General features: G+C 71.7%; 17 protein-coding genes, 2 pseudogenes and 1 riboswitch. Of the genes and pseudogenes, 8 read left to right on the plus strand and 11 right to left on the minus strand.

Annotation, left to right across the window (positions count from 1 at the left end; translation table 11 throughout):
- Positions 1-72 precede the first annotated feature (72 nt).
- The 3 genes from SSP24_RS01010 to SSP24_RS01020 all read left to right on the plus strand — a co-directional run bounded on the left by SSP24_RS01010 (position 73) and on the right by SSP24_RS01020 (position 3311).
- The gene (locus SSP24_RS01010) at positions 73-1827 is read left to right on the plus strand and encodes an ABC transporter ATP-binding protein (RefSeq protein ID WP_141306613.1); all 1755 of its coding nucleotides are present in this window, start codon (positions 73-75) and stop codon (positions 1825-1827) included.
- A gap of 115 nt (positions 1828-1942) precedes the next feature.
- Positions 1943-2308, plus strand: a complete 366-nt coding sequence (locus SSP24_RS01015) for a nuclear transport factor 2 family protein (protein WP_141306614.1) — start codon at positions 1943-1945, stop codon at positions 2306-2308.
- A gap of 44 nt (positions 2309-2352) precedes the next feature.
- Positions 2353-2437, plus strand: a riboswitch (ZMP/ZTP riboswitch).
- Between the two features lie 22 nt (positions 2438-2459).
- The gene (locus tag SSP24_RS01020) at positions 2460-3311 is read left to right on the plus strand and encodes a bifunctional 5,10-methylenetetrahydrofolate dehydrogenase/5,10-methenyltetrahydrofolate cyclohydrolase (RefSeq protein WP_141306615.1); all 852 of its coding nucleotides are present in this window, start codon (positions 2460-2462) and stop codon (positions 3309-3311) included.
- A 23-nt stretch (positions 3312-3334) separates the two neighbouring features.
- Here SSP24_RS01020 and SSP24_RS01025 read toward each other — a convergent pair whose 3' ends face one another.
- The gene (locus tag SSP24_RS01025; protein ID WP_141306752.1) at positions 3335-3997 is read right to left on the minus strand and encodes a TetR/AcrR family transcriptional regulator; all 663 of its coding nucleotides are present in this window, start codon (positions 3995-3997) and stop codon (positions 3335-3337) included.
- A 150-nt stretch (positions 3998-4147) separates the two neighbouring features.
- On the opposite strand from SSP24_RS01025, the gene SSP24_RS01030 reads away from it, so the two are divergent.
- A complete protein-coding gene (locus SSP24_RS01030; RefSeq protein WP_141306616.1) occupies positions 4148-5401 on the plus strand; it encodes a YncE family protein in 1254 nt (417 codons plus the stop codon).
- On the opposite strand, the gene SSP24_RS01035 is transcribed toward SSP24_RS01030, so the two are convergent.
- Positions 5394-7253 (minus strand): cellulase family glycosylhydrolase, encoded by a 1860-nt coding sequence (locus SSP24_RS01035; protein ID WP_141306617.1) that lies wholly within the window; start codon positions 7251-7253, stop codon positions 5394-5396. The genes SSP24_RS01030 and SSP24_RS01035 overlap by 8 nt on opposite strands.
- Positions 7254-7336: 83 nt before the next feature.
- Positions 7337-9310, minus strand: a complete 1974-nt coding sequence (locus tag SSP24_RS01040) for an elongation factor G (protein WP_141306618.1) — start codon at positions 9308-9310, stop codon at positions 7337-7339.
- 179 nt (positions 9311-9489) lie between these two features.
- On the opposite strand from SSP24_RS01040, the gene SSP24_RS01045 reads away from it, so the two are divergent.
- Positions 9490-10590, plus strand: a complete 1101-nt coding sequence (locus tag SSP24_RS01045) for an XdhC family protein (RefSeq protein ID WP_141306619.1) — start codon at positions 9490-9492, stop codon at positions 10588-10590.
- Positions 10591-10603: 13 nt separating this feature from the next.
- On the opposite strand, the pseudogene SSP24_RS01050 reads toward SSP24_RS01045, so the two are convergent.
- The 5 genes and pseudogenes from SSP24_RS01050 to SSP24_RS01070 form a co-directional block, all read right to left on the minus strand.
- A pseudogene (locus SSP24_RS01050) lies at positions 10604-10945 on the minus strand (phosphotransferase); the annotation flags it as partial.
- A 241-nt stretch (positions 10946-11186) separates the two neighbouring features.
- Positions 11187-11723, minus strand: a pseudogene (locus tag SSP24_RS01055) (phosphotransferase); the annotation flags it as partial.
- Positions 11724-11764: 41 nt separating this feature from the next.
- On the minus strand, positions 11765-12265 hold the full coding sequence (locus SSP24_RS01060) for a metallophosphoesterase family protein (RefSeq protein WP_141306621.1): 501 nt from the start codon (positions 12263-12265) through the stop codon (positions 11765-11767).
- Positions 12266-12315: 50 nt separating this feature from the next.
- A complete protein-coding gene (locus SSP24_RS01065; RefSeq protein ID WP_141306622.1) occupies positions 12316-12495 on the minus strand; it encodes a hypothetical protein in 180 nt (59 codons plus the stop codon).
- A 91-nt stretch (positions 12496-12586) separates the two neighbouring features.
- Positions 12587-12943, minus strand: a complete 357-nt coding sequence (locus tag SSP24_RS01070; RefSeq protein WP_141306623.1) for a DUF6479 family protein — start codon at positions 12941-12943, stop codon at positions 12587-12589.
- A gap of 129 nt (positions 12944-13072) precedes the next feature.
- Between SSP24_RS01070 and ctaD the strand changes: the two genes are divergently transcribed.
- Together ctaD and ctaF are read left to right on the plus strand one after the other, a co-directional pair.
- On the plus strand, positions 13073-14755 hold the full coding sequence (gene ctaD, locus SSP24_RS01075; RefSeq protein WP_141306624.1) for an aa3-type cytochrome oxidase subunit I: 1683 nt from the start codon (positions 13073-13075) through the stop codon (positions 14753-14755).
- A complete protein-coding gene (gene ctaF, locus SSP24_RS01080) occupies positions 14752-15153 on the plus strand; it encodes an aa3-type cytochrome oxidase subunit IV (RefSeq protein ID WP_141306625.1) in 402 nt (133 codons plus the stop codon). The genes ctaD and ctaF overlap by 4 nt, the downstream gene beginning before the upstream one ends.
- On the opposite strand, the gene qcrB is transcribed toward ctaF, so the two are convergent.
- The 3 genes from qcrB to SSP24_RS01095 all read right to left on the minus strand — a co-directional run bounded on the left by qcrB (position 15071) and on the right by SSP24_RS01095 (position 19653).
- Positions 15071-16609: a cytochrome bc1 complex cytochrome b subunit gene (gene qcrB, locus SSP24_RS01085; RefSeq protein ID WP_141306626.1), complete on the minus strand. Its 1539-nt coding sequence runs from the start codon at positions 16607-16609 to the stop codon at positions 15071-15073. The genes ctaF and qcrB overlap by 83 nt on opposite strands.
- A 112-nt stretch (positions 16610-16721) precedes the next feature.
- Positions 16722-17141, minus strand: a complete 420-nt coding sequence (locus SSP24_RS01090) for a CBS domain-containing protein (RefSeq protein WP_141306627.1) — start codon at positions 17139-17141, stop codon at positions 16722-16724.
- 67 nt (positions 17142-17208) lie between these two features.
- Positions 17209-19653 carry a SpoIIE family protein phosphatase gene (locus SSP24_RS01095; protein WP_141306628.1) on the minus strand — a complete coding sequence of 815 codons (2445 nt, stop codon included), beginning with the start codon at positions 19651-19653 and terminating at the stop codon, positions 17209-17211.
- A 244-nt stretch (positions 19654-19897) separates the two neighbouring features.
- Between SSP24_RS01095 and SSP24_RS01100 the strand changes: the two genes are divergently transcribed.
- A complete protein-coding gene (locus SSP24_RS01100; protein WP_141306629.1) occupies positions 19898-22042 on the plus strand; it encodes a SpoIIE family protein phosphatase in 2145 nt (714 codons plus the stop codon).
- The last annotated feature ends 344 nt before the right edge of the window (positions 22043-22386 follow it).

Below are 22386 nucleotides of genomic sequence, written 5' to 3' on the forward strand. Positions count from 1 at the left end.
TGAACATCCCGCCGGATTCGTGAACGAGCGAATTCGTGAAAGAGCGAGTTCGTGAAAGAGCCAAGGAGCAGCGTGAGCATCGCACAGACGGAGACCGCCCCGCCCCCGTGGCGCATGCTGCTGGGTTATGTACGACCCCACCGGTGGGCCCTGTTCGTGGGCGCGGTGCTCTCGCTGGTCACCGGGGCCACCGGGCTGCTGCTGCCGCTGGTGGCGCGGGAGTTGATCGACGACCTGTCCCACGACCGGGCCATCACCGGCGCGTTGATCGCCATGTCGGGCCTGGTCGTGGCCAACGCCGCGGTCGGCGCGCTGGGCGCGTACGTGCTGCGGCGCACCGCCGAGTCGGTGGTGCTCGGCGCGCGGCGCACCCTGTCGTCGTATCTGCTCCGGCTGCGCATTTCCGCGGTGGACCGCAGCGAGCCCGGTGACCTGATGGCCCGGATCACCTCGGACACCACGCTGTTGCGCGAGGTCACCACCGACTCCCTGGTCGGCCTCGGCACCGGTGGGCTCACGCTGGTCGCGACCGTGGTGATGATGGGCCTGGTCGACCCGGTGCTGCTCGGCGTCACCCTCGCCGTGGTCCTCGGCGCGGGCACGGTCCTCGGCGTCATCGTGCCGCGCATCAACAAGGCCAGCCGGCGGGCGCAGGACGCGGTCGGGGTGATGGGCGCCTCGCTGGAGCGGGTGCTGGGCGCGCTGCGCACGGTGAAGGCGTCCGGCGCCGAGCACCGCGAGGAGCAGACTCTGCACGCCGCGGCTCAGGAGTCGTGGCGGCAGAGCGTGCGCGCCGCCAAGTGGTCGGCGGCCGCGGGCAACACGGCCGGGCTGGCGATGCAGATCGCCTTCATCACGGTGCTCGCGGTCGGCGGCGCGCGGGTCGCGACCGGCGCCGTCGACGTGGGCACGCTGGTCGCCTTCCTGCTGTACGTCTTCTACCTCATGGCGCCGATCCAGCAGGTCGTCGGCGCGATCACCCAGTACCAGACGGGTGCCGCGGCCCTGGCCCGGATCCAGGAGGCGCTGCGGCTGCCCGCCGAACCCCCGGCGTCCGCCGCCCCGTTGCCTTCGTCCGAAGCGCGCCCGGCGGCGCTCACCTTCGAGGACGTCCGCTTCCGCTACGCCGACGACCTGCCTTACGTCCACCACGGCGTGAGCTTCGAGGTGCCGGCGCAGGGCATGACGGCGTTCGTCGGCCCGTCCGGCGCGGGCAAGACGACCGTCTTCTCGCTCATCGAGCGGTTCTACGACCCCGAGTCGGGCGTGATCACGCTGGACGGGCGGGACCTCACGGAGTGGGAGCTGCCGCAGCTGCGCTCGGCGATCGGCTACGTCGAGCAGGACGCGCCGGTGCTGTCCGGATCGCTGCGCGACAACATGCTGCTGGGCAATCCGGAGGCGGACGACGACGCCCTCGCGCGGGTGCTGAAGACGACCCGGCTGGACGGGCTGGTCGGGCGGCTGCCGAGCGGGCTCGACACGCTGGTCGGCCATCGCGGCACCAAGCTGTCGGGCGGCGAGCGTCAGCGGGTGGCGATAGCCCGCGCGCTGCTGCGCCGCCCGAGGCTGCTGCTCCTGGACGAGGCCACCTCGCAGCTGGACGCGGTCAACGAGGCGGCGCTGCGCGACACCGTCGCCGACGTGGCCCGTACGACCACGGTGCTGGTCGTCGCGCACCGGCTGTCCACGGTGACGATGGCCGACCGGATCGTGGTGATGGACTCGGGCAAGGTCCGCGCGGTGGGCACGCACCGCGAACTCGTGACCGCCGACCCGTTGTACGCGGAGCTGGCGGCAACGCAGTTCCTCGCCACGGCGGGCTGACCCGTCAGGCGCGGCCGCCTGCGCTTGCCGAGGCCCACCGTGCGGAGGAATCTCGTAGGTGAGGCCCTGCGCGGCCCGCGTCCCCTGTGGGCCGCGGCCCTCGAAGGAGGTCACGATGGGTACTGCGGCAAGTCCCGCCTTCGACGCAGAGACGTTGCGCCGGGGCATTGAAGGCAATCCGAACACCCTTCTGTCGCTCTACGCCGACGACGCCGAACTGCGCGTCGTGGACCACAACACACAGCCCAGCCACCCCCGGGTGCTGCACGGCCGCGACGAGATCAGCGCCATGCTCGACGACGTCTACAGCCGTGACATGACGCACAAGCTGGAGGACTGCATCGTCCAGGGCGACCGTGCGGCCTTCAGCGAGTCCTGCGAGTACTCGGACGGGGTCCGCGTCTTCGCCGAGTCGATGATCAGGCTGCGCGGCGGCAAGATCACCGAGCAGACCCTGATCCAGGCGTGGGACGAGCAGTAGCGCAGAAGCAGGAGAGCAGGTGCGGCACGGCCTCGGTTACTCTGGTCCGGGGCCGTGACTGGCGCTGAGGTGGAGTACCACCGGGGAGCGGTCCACGCAGAGTCGATGCCGCGCGCCTGGGCGATCCGCACGATCGACCCAGGAGTGGATCATGTCTCAGGCCCGGCTCATGGATGGCACCGCGCTCGCCCGGCGCATCGTCGAGGACACCGCGAAGCGCGCCACCGCTCTCACCGAACGCACCGGCACCGCCCCGTGTCTGGCGACGGTGCTGGTGGGCGAGGACCCCGCGTCCGTCACCTACGTCCGTATGAAGCAGAACCGCTGCCGCAAGGCCGGTATCACCTCCCGGCATGTGGCGCTGCCCGCCGCCACGACCACCGAGGAACTCGTCGGCACGCTCAGGGCCCTCTCCGCCGACCCCGAGGTGCACGGCATCCTGCTCCAGCACCCGGTCGGCGAGCACATCGACGAGCGGGCCGCGTTCGAGGCGATCGCGCCGGAGAAGGACGTCGACGGCGTCACCTTCGCGTCCTTCGCGACGATGAGCTTCGGGCTGCCGGGGTTCGTCTCGTGTACGCCGGGCGGGATCATGCGGCTGCTCGACGCGTACGACGTCGACCCGGCCGGCAAGCGGGCCGTGGTGGTCGGCCGCAGCGCGATCCTCGGCAAGCCGGTCGGCATGCTGCTGCTCGCCCGGGACGCCACGGTGACGTACTGCCACTCCCGCACCCGGGACCTGTCGTCGGCCGTCCGGGAGGCGGACATCGTGGTCGCCGCCGTCGGCCGCCCCCGCCTGATCCGTGGCCAGGACATCAAGCCGGGCGCCGTCGTGATCGACGCCGGTTACAACGCCGGGAACATCGGTGACGTCGATTTCGACTCGGCCGTGGAACAGGCCGCGCTGATCACGCCGGTGCCGGGCGGGGTCGGGCCGATGACGATCGCCACGCTGCTGGAACAGACGGTCCACGCGGCGGAGCGGCAGCTGGGGGTGGCCTGAACCCGGCGCTCAGGTAAGGGAGTTCACCTCTCCCCCGACCGCCATCCCGTAGGCCGCAAAATCCCCAGCAGTTGTCGCACCAGCTCGTCCACCACCTCGTCGAGCGTCGCCGGCACCCACCCCGCGCTCCAGTCGTGGATCAGGCCGTTGACGCTGCCGATGAAGGCCGTCGCGGCGAGGCGGTAGTCACGGCGGGCCGCCTCTCCCCGCTCGGCGGCCGCATGTGCCTCCGCGCAGATCAGGTCGACCCAGCGGGCGCGGCGCGTGAGCCGCTGCTCCTCCATGCGCGGGCTGACGCCGACGATCTCGACGAAGGTGATGCGGATACGGCGGGGGTCGGCGGTGACGTTCCCTGCGTACGCGCGGAAGATCGCGGTGGCCCGCTCGTCGATCGGTGAGCCCTGTGTGGCGGCCGACGCCGTCAGTACGGCTTCCTCGGCCCAGGCGTTGACCTGGAGGTGGAGGGCGGCCAGCACATCCTCCAGGGTGCGGAACTCCTCGTAGAACTGCCGGGTGGACAGTCCCGCCGCCTCGCTGAGCGCGGCGACGGTCGTGGACCGGTAGCCGGGGCTGTCGCCGAAGAGCTGGAGCGCCGCGTCCAGGAACCGCCCGTGCCGCTCGGCCTGGCGTTCCTGCGCCGACTTGCCGCCGTAACGCCCCGTCGGCGCCCTGAGCCTGCCCGCCAACATCCCTCCCGTTCCGAACCGTTGGCCAATTTTGTCGTGTACGCAGTCTTGTGGAGAAGGGCGCCGCCTCCTTACTTTCCAGTAAGTCAAACTCTGAACGATCTCGTATTCAGAATCCAGAGCATTCAGAATCCAGAGGAAAGAGCCGTCATGCCTGCCATCAGCCCCAGGCACCTGTGCTCCATCGCCGCCGCCCTCACCCTGACCCTCGCCGCCCCCGCGACCACCTCCCTCGCCGACACGCCCGACTCCGCCGCCCTGCGCGAGGTCCTGTTCGTCGGCAACAACTGGGACGGCACCGCCGACGTCATCAAGTCCACCGGCGACTTCGCCAAGATCGGCCGCATCAACGTCATCCCCGACAAGGACGAGCGGATGGCGGAGATCAACGCCGATCCGATCAAGTGGATCTACTTCATGGCGATCCGCAACAGCGTCGGCGAGGGCCACGACCAGTTCGTCGACGACATGTACGCCACCCCGGACGGCACAGCGATGGTGGTCTCCCGGCCGAGCTTCGCCGATGTCGTCTCCATCGACCTGGCGACCGGTGACATCAACTGGCGCTTCCCGGTGTCGGGTTACCGCTCCGACCACATGGCCGTCTCCCCGGACGGCACCCGGGTCGCCGTCTCCGCCTCGACCTCGAACACCGTCCATGTGCTGGACATCGCCACGGGCGAGCAGGTCGGCCGGTTCGCCACCGGCGACAAGCCGCACGAGAACGTCTTCAGCAAGGACGGCAAGTACATCTGGAACATGTCCATCGGCGACGTCAACACCGCCACGGACGCGCCCTGGCTGGACTGGACGAAGGGCGACCGCCGCATCACCGTCGTCGACGCGAGCACGTTCCAGCAGGTCAAGGTGATCGACATGCGCGAGCGGCTGGACGCGATCGGCCTCGACGACTACTCCGACGCCGTCCGCCCCGCCGCCTTCAGCCCCGACGAGAGCAAGCTGTACTTCCAGGTGTCGTTCTTCAACGGGTTCTTCGAGTACGACGTCGCCACCGACAAGATCACTCGTACGAAGACCCTGCCGAAGAACCCGGAGACCAGCGAGGACCGCACCACCTGGGTCAATGACTCCCGCCACCACGGCATCACCATGAAGCCCGACGGCAGCAAGCTGTGCGTCGCGGGCACCATGGACGACTACGCGGTCGTCGTCGACCGCGCCACCCTCCAGGAAGGCCCGCTCGTCCCCGCCTCCAAGCCCTACTGGTCGACCGTCAGCGGGGACGGCAAGGCCTGTGTGGTCTCCGAGAGCGGCGCCGACCAGGTCACCGCGATCGACTTCGCCACCGGCGGGAAGCTCGTGTCGGTCCCGGTCGGCGACCACCCCCAGCGCGTACGGCTGGCCCGGGTGCCCGCCGACTGGACGGGCCCGTCGGCTAGTTGACGGCCTGCGCGGCCCACGCCGTGAGTTCGGCGCGGGCCGCGCTCAGCAGCTCGGCGGAGGGAGCCGTCGCCCCGTTGGTCACCAGCGCGTAGTGCAGGACCCTAGAGTCCGGCGCGGTGAGCAGCAGGCGGCGGCTGCCCGCGCCGCCCGCCTCGGCGGCCACGCCGATCGGGGTCGTGCCGGTGTAGGCCGGTGGGGTGTGTGCCGTGCCGAGGTCCGACACCACCGTCGTCGCCGAGGTCGGGAAGGACGCCGGAAGGTGCAGTTCGGTGGGCGCCGAGCCGCCGTTCGACCGCCACAGCAGCAACGCGTACTGGCCCGACCCCACCAGTCGTCCCACGTTCGGCAGCGAGCTCGGCACCGGGTTCCAGGTCAGGGTGGTCGAGCCGTCCCGGGAGCGGTCCTCGTAGGTGAAGGCGACCGTCGTACCGGACGTGGCGCTCGGGTAGACGCGGTCCAGCAGCCGGGCGTCCTGACGCAGGGTCACCGCACCGGAGTCGTCGAGGTGGACGGCGGACAGGTCCTCGTCGTTCCAGGCGTCGCCCTCGGTGAGCACCTTGTCGGGGTTGCCGTTCATCAGCTCCTGGTGGCGGCCGTTGTAGATGTCCCACTGCCACTGCGTGCCGGACAGCACCGGTCCGGACGCCTTCGGGCTCGACCACCAACTCGCTCCGGGCAGCCGGGAGTCGAGGGCCTGGTACATCGCCTTGAGGACGGTAGGCGCCTTGTCGGAGACATTCCCGGCCAGCGGATGGCCGAACTCGCTGACGATCGCGGGCGTCCCCGTCGCCGCCGCCCGGTCCCGGACTGTGCCGAAGTCACCGGCGTACTGGCCGTCCTGCGCCTTGCCCCACATGAAGACGCCGGAGATGGCCTTCTGGTCGTAGAAGTGGGTGTTGAAGACATAGCGCGGGCCGAGCGTGCCCGCGTCGAGCAGGCCGCCCTCCTCCTTCTGGAAGTCGAGGTTGGCGTTCCAGAAGAGGTTCGGTTCGACGAAGGCGGGCTTGGACTGCCAGCCCGCCGCGTCCATCCGGGCGCGGAACCGCTCGTAGAACGGCCACAGCACGTCCCGCTCCCAGGTGCGGCTGGTCTGCCCGGAGTCGTACACGCCGGCGTGCGGCTCGTTGTAGGGGTCGAAGCCGACGACGCCGGCGAAGTCCTCGGCGGACAGGTGCTGTCTGACGTACGCCATGGTCTTTTCGGCGGTGGTGAGGAAGGCGTCCTGAAGGCCGTGGGCGTTGTGCCAGAAGTCGTACGACGCCTGCTTGACGGCCTCGTTCTGGGTGATGTTCTGGCCCCAGAAGAGGCAGATCCCGCAGAATTCGTCGGGGTAGTCGCCGAGTTCGACGGCCCATTTGGGGGCGCCGTCGCCGGTGTACCAGCTGTCGGGGTCGAAGAGGTACCGCGAGTAGAGGTCCTGGTGGAAGTCGGGATAGACGCGGATGCCGACATCGAGGAACGCGCGCATCTGGTCGGTGGCGGCGGCCAGGTACGCCGTGTCGACCTGGCCGCGCACCGGCTCGGCGTAGGCCCAGGAGAGCAGGAAGCGGACGGTGTTGCCGCCGCCGAGGGCGCGCAGCGCGGTCGCCGACTTTCGGGCGTCGGCGACCGAGGCGAAGGGCAGGCCGTCGTTCTCGGCGAGCTTGGTCTCGCCGGAGACGTTGTAGCCGCGCAAGACCACCTCGCGGCCCGAGGCGTCGGTGAAGCGGCCGTTCTGCACGGTGAGCGGGGAGCCGTCGAACCAGAGGGAGTCGGGGAGGGTGTCGGCGGTGGCGGGGCGGGTGCCCGGGACCGACAGGAATCCACAGAGGACAACCAGAACAACGAGCAAACGCGCACGTTTATTCGGCATGTCCACCACAGTCCGACCAAATCCGGACACCGTCAACACTTCTGACTCGGGAGTAAGTTCGTTCTCGGCCACATCGAGCCACCTCACGGACCGACGCGGCGCGTCACATTCAGCAGATACTCCTTCCGGTTCAGCGGGTTGTGGTCCGTGCGCGGCCGCTCGGGCACCGGGGTGCCGGACGCGACGGGCGCGTAGTGGTCGAAGGCGCTGTCCAGTTCGCCCTCGCCCCGGGTGAGCCCGGGCAACTGCTGCTCGAGGGCGTGCACCTGGGCCGCGGGCACCGAGCCCTCCAGGACGCAGGCCGTGCCACGGGTGCCGGTCGTCTGCGGCACGGCCCGCAGCGCGGCCAGCATCGGCAGCAGGGCGCCGAGGGTGTCGGCCGGGGCCTCGATACGGAAGCGGTGCATCGGTTCGTGCACCCGGGTGCCCCCGCGCCGCAGGGCCTCGATCAGCACCAGCGGGGTCAGGCCGCGGAAATCGTAGCCGGTGCTGGACATGCTCTTGTCGAAGCCCTGGTGGGCGTGGCTCTGCCGGGGCGAGTAGCCGGAGTGGGTCATGGTGACCGTGCAGTCGGGGATCGGCCAGCCGTGCAGGCCCTGACCGAGGGTCTCCCGGACGGTGTCCTCGACGGCCTTGAAGAAGGCGTACGGCATGGAGCCCAGCTCCACCTCCAGCCGGAAGTCGACGCCCGCACCGGGCGGCGCCGGGTCGACGCGCAGGCCGACCGTGGCGAGGAACGGATTGGCGTCCTTCTTGTTGAACTCCACCGCCGACCCGGTCCCGGCCAACCGCTCGATGCACAGCGGTGTGGTCTCCCGGAAGGTGACGTCCAGTCCGTAGTCGTCGGCGAGCGTCGCCTGGACGACCTCCTTCTGCACCTCGCCGTACAGGGACACGGACGTCTCCTGGCGCACCTCGTCGTGCCGCAGGGCGATCAGCGGGTCCTGCTCGGCGAGCTGGGTGAGCGCGAGGTGCAGGGCCCGTCGGTCCGTCCCGGGGCCCGGCACGACAACCGTCTCCAGGGTCGGCGGGGCGAAGAAGTGCCCGTACGGCTTGCGTGGTACGCCGATGGAGTCGCCGATCCTGATGTCGGCGAGGCCCCACAGCCGGGCGATACGGCCCGCCGGGACGGCGTCCTGCCGGGCGTCGGTGCCGTGGTCGAAGACGCTGATCGCGGTGACCCGGCCCTCGGTGGCGTCCTCGCCGCACGGCACCCGGTCGCGGGTGCGCAGCGTGCCGGAGAAGATGCGCGCGTAGGCGACCTTCTCCCCTGCCGGGCCCCGCTCGACCTTGAAGACGGTCCCGGACACCGGGCCCTCGGGGTCGCCGTCGGCGGTGGGCAGGAGGTCCCTGATACCGCCGATCAGGGCGTCCACTCCCGCGCCCGTGATGGCCGAGCCGCCGTACGCCGGGTGGACCAGGGCCTGACGGATCCGAGCGGCGAGGGACGTGCGCAGCAAGTCGTCCGAGACGGTGCCCTGGACGTAGGTGGCGAGCAGGTCGTCGTCGTGGTCGGCGAGGACGTCGAGCGCGGCCGGGCCGAGGCCGGGGGTGAAACCGGCGGCGCGGGTGCCGAGGCCGGTGGCCGTGCCCATGGGGACGACGGGGGCGCCGAGCCGTTCGCGGACCGAGCGCAGCACGTCCTCGTACCGGGCTCCGCGGCGGTCGATCTTGTTGACGAAGAGGAGGGTGGGGATGCGCAGCCGTTGCAGGGTCCGCATCAGGACGCGGGTCTGGGCCTGGACGCCCTCGACGGCGGAGACGACCAGGACGGCGCCGTCCAGGACGCCGAGCACCCGCTCCACCTCGGCGATGAAGTCCGGGTGACCGGGTGTGTCGATGAGGTTGACGGTCACGTCGTCGACGGGGAACGAGACGACGGCCGACTTGATGGTGATGCCGCGCTGCCGCTCCAGCGCGAGGGTGTCGGTCCGGGTACTGCCCGCGTCGACGCTGCCGATCTCGTCGATCACCCCGGCGGTGTGCAGCAGCCGTTCGGTCAGGCTGGTCTTACCTGCGTCGATGTGCGCGAGAATCCCCAGGTTGAGCAAGTGCACGAAGCGTCATGTCCTTTGTGGTGTGGGTCAGTGCGACGGCGGGGGACATGAACGCTGCTCGCATCAAATCGCTCCTTGTCTGTGACGACGTGACCACGTGACGACTGGTCGGGTGCAGTGCAGCAGAAGGAGCGGCGGCGCGACAATGGATTAACGCTCAACCATGCGAGGGTCGAAGCATGCGTGACATTCTTCCGGCACTGCGCCGCTGGTACGCGGCCTCGGACCCGTTCGGCCTGGCCACGGTCGTGGGGGTGAGCCGCAGCGCGCCGCGTGACCCGGGGGCGGCGATGGCGGTGGGGCCGGGCGACGAGGTGGTCGGCAGTGTGTCGGGCGGCTGTGTCGAGGGTGCGGTGTTCGAGCTGGCCCAGGAGGCCGTGGCGAGCGGCGAGGCGCGGCTGGAGACGTTCGGGTACAGCGACGAGGACGCGTTCGCGGTGGGGCTGACCTGCGGCGGTGAGATCACCGTGCTGGTCCGGCCGGTCACGCCCGAGCGGGATCCGGCGTTCGGGGCGGTGGCTCAGTCGGTCCTGGACGGCCGCCCGGTGACGGTGGCGACGGTGACCGACGGGCCGGCGCCGCGCGGGGCCACGCTGGCCGTCTGGCCCGATCGGGTGGCCGGCACGCTGGGGGCGCGCGGCCTGGACGTGGCGGTCACCGCAGACGCGCGCGGCGAACTCGCCCTCGGCGCCACCGGCGTACGGCACTACGGGCCGCACGGGGAGCGGCGCGAGGACGATGTCTCGGTGTTTCTGCACTCCTTCGCGCCGCCGCCGCGGATGCTGGTGTTCGGCGCGATCGACTACGCGGCGGCGGTGGCCCGCGTCGGCGACTTCCTCGGCTACCGGGTCACCGTCTGCGACGCCCGCCCGGTCTTCGCCACGCCGAAGCGTTTCCCGCCCGGCGTGGAGGTGGTCGTCGACTGGCCGCACCGCTATCTGCGCGGCACCGAGACCGACGAGCGCACGGTGATCTGCGTGCTCACGCACGATCCGAAGTTCGACGTACCACTGCTGGAGGAGGCGCTGCGCCGGCCCGCCGCGTACATCGGGGCGATGGGCAGCCGCCGTACCCACGACGACCGCGCCAAGCGCCTCACGGAGGCCGGGCTCACCCCGGGCGAGCTGTCCCGGCTGCGTTCCCCGATCGGGCTCGACCTGGGCGCCCGTACGCCGGAGGAGGTGGCCGTGTCCGTCGCCGCGGAGATCGTCGCGTTGCGGTGGGGCGGGACCGGGGCGCCGCTGGCGGCGACAGCGGGGGCGATCCATCCGCCGACATGACGGGCGGGGTCGCTCAGGCGTTCTCCTGCCGGTGGTCGGCGATGAGTTGCTCCAGCTGGTCCAGTGCCGCCGCGGTCCGGTCCGGGTGGTCCCGGAAGTAGGGGTCGTCGGGGACCGGGAGGGAGCTTGCCACGGCCCAGCCGCGGCCGCGTGTCCAGGTCGCGTCGTCCGGGTCGACGGCCTCCCGGAACGCCTCGCGGGCGGTCGCGGGCAGGAACAGCCAGGCGGGCAGCAGGTCGACCGCCGGGTCGGCCACGGCCAGGGTGCCGAAGTCGATGACGGCGCTGAGGTGTCCGTCCCGGGCCAGCAGGTTGCCGGTCGCGAGGTCGCCGTGGATCCACGCCGGCGGCTTGTGCCAGGCGGGCGCCGCTAGGGCCTGTCCGGCGGATCAGGCCGGCTGCAAGGAACGGCATCTGATCAGCGCAGGTGAGCGGGGTCTGGTGCGTCCAGCTGCAAGGCGGAGGAGGGCGGCGACGCGGAGCGTCGGCAACCGACGACAACGCCGCTGGGGGTACCCCCTCTGGGGGAGGGCGTGCCAGGCCCCGCGACGTCGGCATGATCCGCCGGACAGGCCCTAGGGCCGCCTCCCACACCTCGGTCACCGCGTCGGCGTCGACGAGTCCGGCTGCCCTGAGCGCCTCGATCTTGGGCCGCACCCGGGCCTCGGCGGCAAGGGAGTCGCGCTCGTCGCCCAGCGGCACGCCACGGAAGGCGTTGCTCTGCTGCGGGCCGGGCCCGCCCGCCGGGTCGATGTTCTGCAGGGCGGTGATGAACCCGGCGAGGTCGCGGGCCGCCTGCACGGGGTCGGCCAGCGTCCGGGGGGATGCTCTCTCGCCGTCCAGCCAGCGGTAGACGGACCACCGGTACGGGTAGCCCTCGCCCGGCTCGCCCTGCGCGAGCGGCTCGGAGACGGGCAGCGGGAGATGCGGGGCCAGCCGCGGCAGCCAGCGGTGCTCCCGCTCCACCTGGCCCTCCCAGTACGCGTAGCGCGGCAGCCGGACGGACAGTTCGTCGCCGAGCCGGAAGGTGGCGTTGTCCAGGCCGGAGATCGGAACCGGGGAGATCGGAAGGACGGCCCACTGCGGGAACTGGGCGGTGAGCAGACGGCGTACGAGGGCGGCATCGATCAGCACCCCGACAGGGGACCGCTGCGCACGCCGGTGCGTCCACCGAATTAGCGGGGCGGCAGCCGGTGCAGGGTCACGTCCGTGAGCCGGCCGTCGGTGACGGTGGCGGTCATGTAGGTGCAGTGGGGCTGGCGGCGGCGGTCGGTCGGGGAGCCGGGGTTGAGCAGACGCAGGCCGGTGGGGGCGGTGGTGTCCCAGGGGATGTGGCTGTGGCCGAAGACCAGGACGTCCAGGTCGGGGAAGCGGGCGGCGCAGCGGGCCTCGCGGCCCTGGGCGGGGCCCGTTTCATGGACGGCGCCGAAGCGCAGGCCGTCGAGTTCGGCGTACGCCACCTCGGGGAGCCGGGCGCGCAGTTCGGGGCCGTCGTTGTTGCCGTACACGCCGATCAGTCGGCGGCAGCGGCTCTCCAGCAGGTCGAGGGTGGCCGTGTCGACCCAGTCGCCGGCGTGGAACGCGACGTCGGCGTGCGGGAGTTCGGCGAGCAGCGCGTCCGGCAGCGCCTTGGCCCGTTTGGGCAGGTGGGTGTCGGACATCAGGAGCAGGCGCACGGCTTCAGCGTAGGACGGCTGCCGCACGCGGGGCGCGTCATGCGTGTGCTTCAGTCCTCACCCCGCACGATGTTCCACTCCGGGGCCGTGTGCGGGGTCCGTGGTCCGTCCGGGCTCTCCACAGCCGGGAGCCAGGTGCGCAGTTCGTTCTTCGCGCGCAGCCGACGGGCTTTCGACCAGCCGGTCTCCAGTCGGCGGACGACGGGTTTGTCACTGGTGGACGTGGTCACGACGCATCCTCTTCCTTCTGCGTCCCCTCGTACGGGTGTACGGAACTGGGGACCGGGTCCCCCGCTCCGCCGCTGGTAAACGCCCTGCCGGTCAGGCCCCGCCGGGTCCGCCGCTGCCGAACGAACCGCTGGATCCACGGTTCCAGCGCGGCCGGCGCTGATCTCCGCTGCGCATCCCGCCGGACGGCCTGAGGTCGTGCGGGGTGAGCCGTTCCTCCCCGGCCACCTCGTGGGGTTCGCGCTGCTCCCGCGTCTCCCGGACCGCGCCGGAGGCCGGCAGCCTCGGCTGCTCGTCGGGCCGGGGGCGGCGGGGCTCGCGCTTGCGCACCTTGATGCCGAGCAGGACGGCCCAGATCAGCACGGCGGTGACGACGACGCCACCGACGAGGATCACGACGAACCCGGCGGCGGAACCGGCTGCGGCTACTTCCTGAGCGATGGGATTCATGCGCTTTCGAGTACCCGGTCACGGGCGGTGAATGACTCCGGTCGGTGCCCTGACGGCTGACAACAGGGCGTGGCGCGGGCGGCACCACACGTCACGGCGATAGCGTCGCGGCGGCCGGAGAGGAGGACGATGACGGAGCTGCCGCAGGACACCCCGACCGCCCGGCGGCGCACGACGCACGGGCGTCCGCTGGGCGCCACGCTGTTGGGCTGGGCCACGACGACCGATCACAAGGTGATCGGACGGCTGTACATGGTCACCGCCTTCTGCTTCTTCCTCCTCGCCGGGCTGCTGGCCATGGGCATGCGCGCCGAACTCGCCGCCCCGGGGCTGCAGTTCTTCAGCGATCTCGGCTACAACCAGCTCTTCACGAACCACGGCACGATCATGATGCTGCTGTTCGCGACGCCGATGTTCGCCGGCTTCGCGAACGCGGTGATGCCGCTGCAGATCGGCGCCCCGGACGTGGCGTTCCCGCGCCTGAACGCGCTGTCGTACTGGATGTACCTCTTCGGCGGGCTCATGGTGATCGCGGGGTTCGTCGTGCCCGGTGGCGCGGCCGCCTTCGGCTGGTTCGCCTACGCGCCCATGAACAGCGCGTACTTCTCCCCCGGGGCGGGCTCAGATCTGTGGGTGATGGGACAGGTGGTGACGGGTGTGTCGACGACGCTGGGTGCGGTGAACTTCATCGCCACCATCATGTGTCTGCGCGCCCCGGGCATGACGATGTTCCGGATGCCGATGTTCACGTGGAACGTGCTGTTCACGTCGATCCTGGTACTGCCCGCGTTTCCGGTGCTGACCGCCGCACTGCTCTGTCTGGAGTCGGACCGGAAGTTCGGCTCGCAGATCTTCGACGCCACCAGCGGCGGGGCGCTGCTGTGGCAGCACGTGTTCTGGTTCTTCGGGCACCCCGAGGTGTACATCGTGGCGCTGCCGTTCTTCGGGATCATCACGGAGATCATCCCGGTGTTCTCCCGCAAACCGCTGTTCGGCTACCTGCCGATGGTCGGCGCGACCATCGCGATCACCATGCTCTCCGCGGTGGTGTGGGCGCACCACATGTTCGCCACCGGTGCGGTGCTGCTGCCGTTCTTCTCGCTGATGTCGTTCCTGATCGCCGTGCCCACCGGCATCAAGTTCTTCGCCTGGATCGGCACCATGCACCGCGGCTCACTATCGTTCGAGACGCCGATGCTGTGGGCGTTCGGGTTCCTGGTGTCGTTCCTGCTGGGCGGGTTGAGCGGGGTGCTGATCGCCTCCCCGCCGCTCGACTTCCACCTCACCGACTCGTACTTCATCGTGGCGCACCTGCACTACGTGCTGTTCGGCACCGTCGTCTTCGCGATGTTCGCCGGGTTCTACTTCTGGTGGCCCAAGTTCACCGGCAAAATGCTCGACGAACGGCTCGGCAAGCTGCACTTCTGGCTGCTGTTCCCCGCCTTCCAGCTCACCTTCCTCGTCCATCACTGGCTCGGCGAGGAGGGCATGCCCCGCCGCTACGCCGACTACCTGCCCACCGACGGCTTCACCTTCCTCAACGCCCTGTCCTCCGTCGGAGCGTTCCTCCTCGGCGCCTCCACCCTGCCGTTCCTGTACAACGTCTGGCGCACCGCCAGATACGGCAGGACCGTGACCGTGGACGACCCCTGGGGGTACGGGCGCGGCCTGGAGTGGGCGACCGCGTGTCCGCCGCCGCGGCACAACTTCGTCGCGCTGCCCCGCGTACGGTCCGAGTCCCCCGCGTTCGACCTGCACCATCCGGCGGTCGCCCGGCAACGGCAGCTCAGGAGGGGGGAGAAGACCCGATGAAGACCGAGGCGTTGTTGTTCGGAGGCGTCGCGCTGTTCTTCGCGGGCATCGGCGGGCTCTACGGCGCGTGGTCCGAGGAGCCGGCCGGCACGGCGGTGCTGGTGATCGCGTTCCTGATGGCGGGCGTGGTGTCGTTCTTCAGTGCCGTGCAGTACCGGCGCAAGGGCCGCCGCCCGCAGGACCGGCTCGACGCGGAGGTCGCCGACGCGGCCGGGCCGCTGGAGTTCTTCCCGGCGGACAGCCCGTGGCCGATCGTCACGGCGGCGGGCTTCGCGGTGGCGGCGACCGGCGTGGTGTACGGGCTGTGGCTGTTCCTCATCGGTCTTGCGGTGCTGACCCGGGGGGTTCTGGGGCTGGTGTTCCAGTACGCGCATCGGGGTGCCGGTCGCCAGCAGTGAGCTCCGGGCGCGGCGCTCCGGGCCGGAACTCGCCGACCGGCCGGTGCTCGCTCTCGTAGGCGCCCTCGACGGTCTGCCGTACCTCGCCGGTCGACACGCCCTCCTTCAGCCGCTGCTCCTCCGCGCGCAGCAGGGCGTGGCACAGCCGCCGGGTGACCATGAACGCGAGGATCGGCCCCAGCACCAGGGCCACGCGCAGGATCCAGGTCAGGGCGTTCACCGAGATCCGGAAGGCGAACGCCACGACGTCGTTGCCGCCGGCCAGGAGCAGGACGGCGTAGAAGGTGATACCGGCGACGCCGAGGGCGGTGCGGACGGGGCGTTCCCGGGGCCGGTCGCACAGGTGCTGCTCCTGTTCCCCCTCCCCCGTCAGTCGCTGCTCCACGAACGGGTACAGGTACAGGACCGTGAACAGCAGCCCCGGCAGGACGACCGCCGGGAGCAGCACGTTCCACATGAAGGTGTGCCCGAGGACGACCGTCTCCCAGGGCGGTACGAGACGCAGCGCGCCCTCCAGGAAGCCGACGTACCAGTCCGGCTGGGCACCGGTCGACACCAGGTCGGTTCGGTAGGGGCCGTACGCCCAGATCGGGTTGATCTGAGCGATGCCGCCGAGCACGGTGAGCAGGCCGAAGACCATCAGGGACAGGCCGCCCGAGGTGGCCGTGAACTGCGGGAAGAACGGTTTGCCGACGGCGTTGCGCCGGGTGCGGCCCGGTCCGCGCCACTGGGTGTGCTTGAGGTAGAAGACCAGGATCAGATGCACGGTGACCAGGGCGATCAGGGCGCCGGGCAGCAGCAGGACGTGCAGCACGTAGAGCCGGGTGATGATGTCCTCGCCGGGGTACTCCGCGCCGAAGGCGAACATGCTCAGATACGTCCCGACCACCGGGATGGACAGCATGATGCCCTGCGCGATGCGCAGCCCGGTGCCGGACAGCAGGTCGTCGGGGAGCGAGTACCCGGCGAAGCCCTCGGCGAGGGCGACCACGAACAGGGTGACGCCGATGGCCCAGTTGAGCTCGCGGGGGCGGCGGAAAGCACCGGTGAAGAAGATCCGCAGCAGGTGCACGCCGATGGCGGCGAGGAAGACGATGGCCGCCCAGTGGTGGGTCTGGCGCAGCAGCAGTCCGCCGCGGACGTCGAAGCTGATCTGCAGGGTGGAGTCGAAGGCCGCCGACATCCGCACGCCGTGCAACGGCGTGTACGAGCCGTCGTAGACGACCTCGGTCATCTCCGGTTTGAAGAACAGCGTCAGCCATACGCCCGTCACCAGCAGCACGAGCAGGCTGTAGAGGGCCAGTTCGCCGAGCAGGAAGGACCAGTGGTCGGGGAACGCCTTGCGCAGCAGGGCGCCGCCTTCGTGGACGGGCAGCCGGGCGTCCGCCGCGTCGGCGAGCCGGGCCCCTCGGGAAGGGGGGCGCCGCCGGGCCGCCGCCTCGTCGCCTGCTGCCACGTCACGCCACCTCCGACCGCCGCCCGCACCGTCCCGTGCTGTCTATCCCGCGCCGGGACGGCGCCGAGCGCCCGCGGGGCGTGAAACACCCCGTTCGGGGGTGTGCGACGGGCTATGTGTTGGGCTTGGCCGCGCTGATGTCCCCCAGTGCCGACTCCGGGTCGCGCTCCATCGCCAGGTCGCCCAGGGAGACGATGCCCACCGGGTGGTCGTCCTCGACGACCGGGATACGGCGTACGGAGTGTTCGCGCATGAGTTCCACCGCGTGGTCCAGTTCCTCGTCGGGCCGTACGGTCACCAGGTCGTCGCTGCACGCGGCGGCCACGGTGATCTCGCCGGGGTCGCCGCCGTCGGCGATCGACCGCACCACCAGGTCGCGGTCGGTGACCAGGCCCCGCAGGTGGTCGCCGTCCGTGACCAGGACAGCGCCGAGGTCCTGGTCGCGCATGATCCGGGCCACCGCCACGACGGACGTCTGCGGTTCGACGGTCACCGGGTCGCCGGTCATGATGTCGCGGACGTACTGGGCCATGACGTACCTCCTCATCTGCTGTTCCTCGGCTCCGGGTACCCGGGGCTGCCGGGTCGGCACGTGCGGGTCAGCGGTCGAGGGTGAGTTCGCTCCACACCTGTTTGCCGCCGCTGACCGGCACCGTGCCCCAGGCCGCCGACATGGCCTCGACGAGGAGGAGGCCGCGGCCGCCGGTGGCCTCCCAGCCGATGCTGGTGGGCTTGACGGGGCTGCGCGGCGAGGTGTCTGCGACGGCGACGCGCAGCCGGCTGTTGATGAGGGTGAGGTCGAGGCGGACCGGGCCCTCGGTGTGCACGAGGGCGTTGGTGACGAGTTCGGAGACGACCAGCTGGACGGCGTCGGTGTGCGCGGTCACACCCCAGGCGCGCAGGGCTCGCCGGGTGAAGCGGCGGGCGTGACCGACGGCCTCGGGAAGCCGCCACACGGTCCACGTCTCGCGCCGCGGGCGTACGGCCATGCCGTCGTAGCGCATCAGGAGCAGCGCCACGTCGTCGCCGCGGTGCGCGTTGCCGAGCAGGCCGTCGGCGACCAGGCCGAGGTGGGCGGGGTCGGAGGCGGCGAGCCGGTCGGCGAAGCCCGCCATGCCCTGGTCGATGTCGGCTTCGGCGGACTCGACCAGGCCGTCGGTGGTCAGGGCGAGCAGGGTGCCGCGCTGGAGCCGGATCGGGCTCATCGGGTAGTCGGCCTGCGCCACCACGCCGAGCGGCGGGCCGCCCTCGGCCTCCGCGATGTGGGTAGTGCCGTCGGGGTGGCGCACCACCGGGGGCGGATGTCCGGCGCGGACGCACCAGGCGGAGCCCTCCTCCATGTCGACGTCGACGTAGGCGCAGGTGGCGAAGAGGTCGGTCTCCATGTCGACGAGGAGCCGGTTGGCGTGCGAGACCACGACGTCGGGCGGGTGGCCCTCGACGGCGTAGGCGCGCAGGGCGGTGCGCATCTGCCCCATGAGGGTGGCGGCGGCAGCGCTGTGTCCCTGGACGTCGCCGATGACGAGGGCGACGTGGTTGTCGGGCAGCGGGATCACGTCGTACCAGTCGCCGCCGACCTCCAGACCGGCCGTGGCGGGCAGATAGCGGGCGACGGCGACCGCGCCGGGCAGTTTCGGCAGGCGGCGCGGGAGGAGCTGGCGCTGGAGCGTGCCGACGAGTTCGTGCTCGGCGTCGAAAGCGCGGGCGCGCATCAGGGCCTGCCCGGCGAGGCCGGCGGAGGCGGTGAGCAGGGCGCGTTCGTCGGGGCCGAAGTCGTGCGGGTGGTCCCAGCCGATCAGGCAGGCGCCGGCCATGCGGCCCGCGGCGGGCAGCGGGAGGACGGCGAGGCCGCCGGGGCCGACATCGGCGAGCGCGGGTTCCAGTGCGGTGCCCGCGGGCCAGATCTGGGCACGGCCCTCGCGCAGCGCGGCGGCGAGGGTGGGCATGGCGCGCACGGGCGCGTCGGGCCATTCGGTGCGCCACTCCAGACGCCACAGCTCGGGCCAGGCCTCCGGTTCGGGCGGGTCGAGGACGGTGACGACGAGCCGGTCGTGCTCCAGTTCGGCCAGGGCGATCCGGTCGGCCTGCAAGGGGCGGCGCAGCGCGGCGACCACGGCCTGGCTGACGTCCCGGACGGTGCCCGCGGTGGACAGGGCGGCGGCCAGGCGCTGGACGCGGGCGACGTCCGTGACGTCGGACCGCAGCGTGGAGGCGTCGTCGACCGTGCCCGAGAGCCGGGCCGGGACGCCCTCGCCGCTGGGCAGCAGACGGCCGCGCAGCCGGAGCCACTTGGGAGGACCGGTGCGCTGGAGCACCCGGAACTCCAGTTCGCGCTCGCCGATCGTCATGTGATCGGCCTCCACCACGGACATCAGCGACGGCACGTCCTCCGGCACGGTGCGGCCGAGCAGCGTCTCGACCTTGCCGTCGAACTCGTCCCGGCTGAGGCCGAACAACTCCAGGATCTCGTCACCGACGTCCACCCGGCCGCTGTCCATGGCCAGGCTGAACGCGCCCGGCGGCAGCTCACCGGCCTCGGCGGGCACGGCCGGGGCGGGGGCGGCGACCGCGTCGGCGATCAGCTCCAGGCACTTGCGGTCCTCGGTGTCGAAGCCGTCCCGGCACTCGCTCACGGCGAGCAGACAGCCCCCGTCACCGCCCCGGCGGACGGGCAGCGCGGCCAGGGAGAAGTCCCGCGCAGGGGTACGGCGGGCCTCCGCGCGGTCGGCGAGTTCGCCCGGGCCGAGCCACACGGCGCGCCCGGTGTGGTGGGCGTCGGCCACCGGGGAACTCCCGGCGAGCGGATAGCCGTCACGCAGGCCGTACAGGGTCCTTGGCACACCGGCCGAGTCGGCCAGGCACAGCAGCTCACCGTCCTCGCTGGGCGCGTACACGGCGGCGAAGGTGGCTCGCGCGAAGACGAGCGCCTGTTCGAGGACGCGGCGCCCGCGGTCGGGGGTGTCCGGGTCGGCCAGGAGCGCCGACAGGGCCTCCTCGGCACGCAGCACTCTCGCCCTGCGTCCGGCAACGCCCTCACTGACCACGTCCGTATTACAGCGCTAATGCCCGCCGCGCGCAGCCCCTGTGAACGCGGATACCTGCGTACCGTGCGGCCGTCTCGTGACAGGCGTGACGTCGAGTCCTGTGGCATGGGCCGGGGCAGTCGGGGTACGCGGTTGCTTTGTCCAGACGCCGCCCGTGCCCCGTGGGCGAGGGCCTCGCCGTGCGCGGTGGGCCGTGACAAGGGAGATTTGATCCCTGGGACTCGTCCCGCGGCGCTGCGAGGAGGTGGTCGGCGTGTCCGACAAGCAGGCGCCCACGGCGCGGCGGGCTCCGCCCGGTGGATCCCTGCTGTCGCTGGCGCTGGCCTCGATGATCGACGGTGTCGACGCGCATTCCGGCGGGTTGTATCTGTTGTCCGCCGACGAGTCCGTACTGGAGCTGGAGGTCACGGCCGGGCTGCCCCGGGCGTTCGCGGCGCCCTGGGAGCGGGTAGGGCTCAGCGCCCCGATCCCGATCGCCGACGCCGTGCGCGAGCGGCAGCTGATCTGGGTGGGCGGCGAGGACGAGATGGCGCGCCGCTATCCGCGGGTCGCCGTGGTACTGCCGTACCCCTTCGCGCTGGCCGCGCTGCCGGTGGCGACCGAGTCCAAGGTCTACGGGTCGGTGTTCGTGACCTGGCCGGGCTCCCATCCGCACGAGCTGTCCGACCGGGAGCGGGAGCAGCTGACCGCGGCCTGCGAGCGGCTCGCCGTACGGCTGGAGCGGGCCGCCGAGGAGAGCCGCCCGGTGCTTCCGGAGGCCGATTCGCTCCCCGCGACGGGGAGAGTGGCCGACACGCTGGGCTCGGTGGAGGCGGTGCGGATGGTGGCGCGGCTGCCGTACGGGTTGTGCTCACTGGATCTGCACGGGCGGATCACCTTCGCCAACACGGCGGCGGCCGCGCTGATCGGCGTCCCCGTCAGCCGGCTGCTCGGCACCCAGCTGTGGGCGGCGGTGCCGTGGCTGAACGACCCGGTGTACGAGGACCGGTACCGGGCGGCGCTGATCAGCCAGCACGTCACGTCGTTCGTGGCGCTGCGGCCGCCGGGCGAGTGGCTGTCGTTCCGGCTGTATCCGAGCAGGACGGGGCTGAGCGTCCGGGTGAGCAGGGCGCGGTCCGTGTCGGAGATGGACCGGGCGGTGCCGTCGCACGACCACGGGCCGTCCCGTCTGGTGACCATCTCGCAGGTGCTGAGCCTGGCCGGCGCGCTGACGGAGGCGGTGACCGCGCAGGACGTGGTGCAGCTGGTCGCCGAGCAGATCGCGCCGTCCGTGGGCAGTCAGGCGCTGGTCGTGCTCGGCTCGCGGGCGGGGCGGCTGCATGTGCTGGGGCACCGCGGCTATCCGGATCCCCAGGTCGTGGAGCGGTTCGACGGTACGCCGCTGAGCGCGCCGACGCCGGGCGTACACGCGCTGAACAGCGGGGTGCCGGCGTTCTTCGAGTCCCAGGCGGAGCTGGAGCGGCTGTATCCGGCCCGGCACGCGACGCCGGACGGCTTCGCGGCCTGGGCCTATCTGCCGCTGATCGCCTCCGGGCGCCCCGTGGGCACGTGCGTGCTGTCCTACGCCGAGCCGCACGCCTTCCCCGCCGACGAGCGGGCCGTTCTGACCAGCCTCGGCGGGCTGATCGCGCTGGCGCTGGAGCGAGCCCTGCTGTACGACGCCAAGCACCAGCTGGCTCACGGGTTGCAGGCCGCCCTGCTGCCGCCGTCACTGCCACCGCTGCCCGGCATCGACGCGGCCGCGCGCTATCTGCCGAGCACCCGGGGCATGGACATCGGCGGCGACTTCTACGACCTGGTGCCGGTCGATGGGCTGGCGGCCGCGGTGATCGGGGATGTGCAGGGGCACAACGTGACGGCGGCGGGGCTGATGGGGCAGATCCGCACCGCCGTGCGCGCGTACACGACGGTGGGGCAGTCGCCGGCGGAGGTCATGTGCAGCACCAACCGGCTGCTCATCGACCTGGGGGCCGACCTGTTCTCCAGCTGTCTGTACCTGCGGCTCGACCCGGGACGCGGGCGGGCCGTGATGGCCCGGGCCGGGCATCCGCCGCCGCTGCTGAGGCGGCCGGACGGCCGGGTCCGGGTGCTGGACCTGGCGGGCGGTCCGCTGCTCGGGATTGACAGCTCGGCGACATATCCGACGACCGAGGTGGACCTGGCGCCGGGTTCGGTGCTGGTCCTCTACACCGACGGCCTGGTGGAATCTCCCGGCGTCGACATCGAGGACTCGCTCGTGGAGCTGGGTCGGCGACTGGCCGAGGCCGGGGACCGACCGCTGGACGAGCTGGCCGACGTGCTGGTGGGACAGGAGGGACACGCGGAGGAACGGATCGACGATGTGGCGCTGCTGCTGTTGCGGGCGCGGGGGGTTGCGGGGGGCGGCTGAACGGCGGACGGCCGGGCGACCCGGCCTCCTGCCGAGACACGCGGCCCGGCCTCCTGCCGAGTCACGCGGCCCGGCTGCCGCCGAGGCATGCGGACCGGCCGTCCGGCCGAGGCCTACGGCCGCAAGCCTCCTCCGAGGGACACGGCCCGGCCACCACGAGGGGCGCAGCCCGGCCTCCGCGAGGGGCGCTGCCCGGCCTCCGCCGAGGGACACGGTCCAGCCCCCGCCGAGGCACGCAGCCCGGCCCCCGCGAGGGGCGCCCCCGCCGAGGAACACGGCCCGGCCCCCGCGAGGCACGCAGCCCGGCCCTCCGCCGAGGGACACGGTCCAGCCCCCGCCGAGGA

This window comes from Streptomyces spinoverrucosus, assembly GCF_006539505.1.
Lineage (GTDB): Bacteria > Actinomycetota > Actinomycetes > Streptomycetales > Streptomycetaceae > Streptomyces > Streptomyces spinoverrucosus.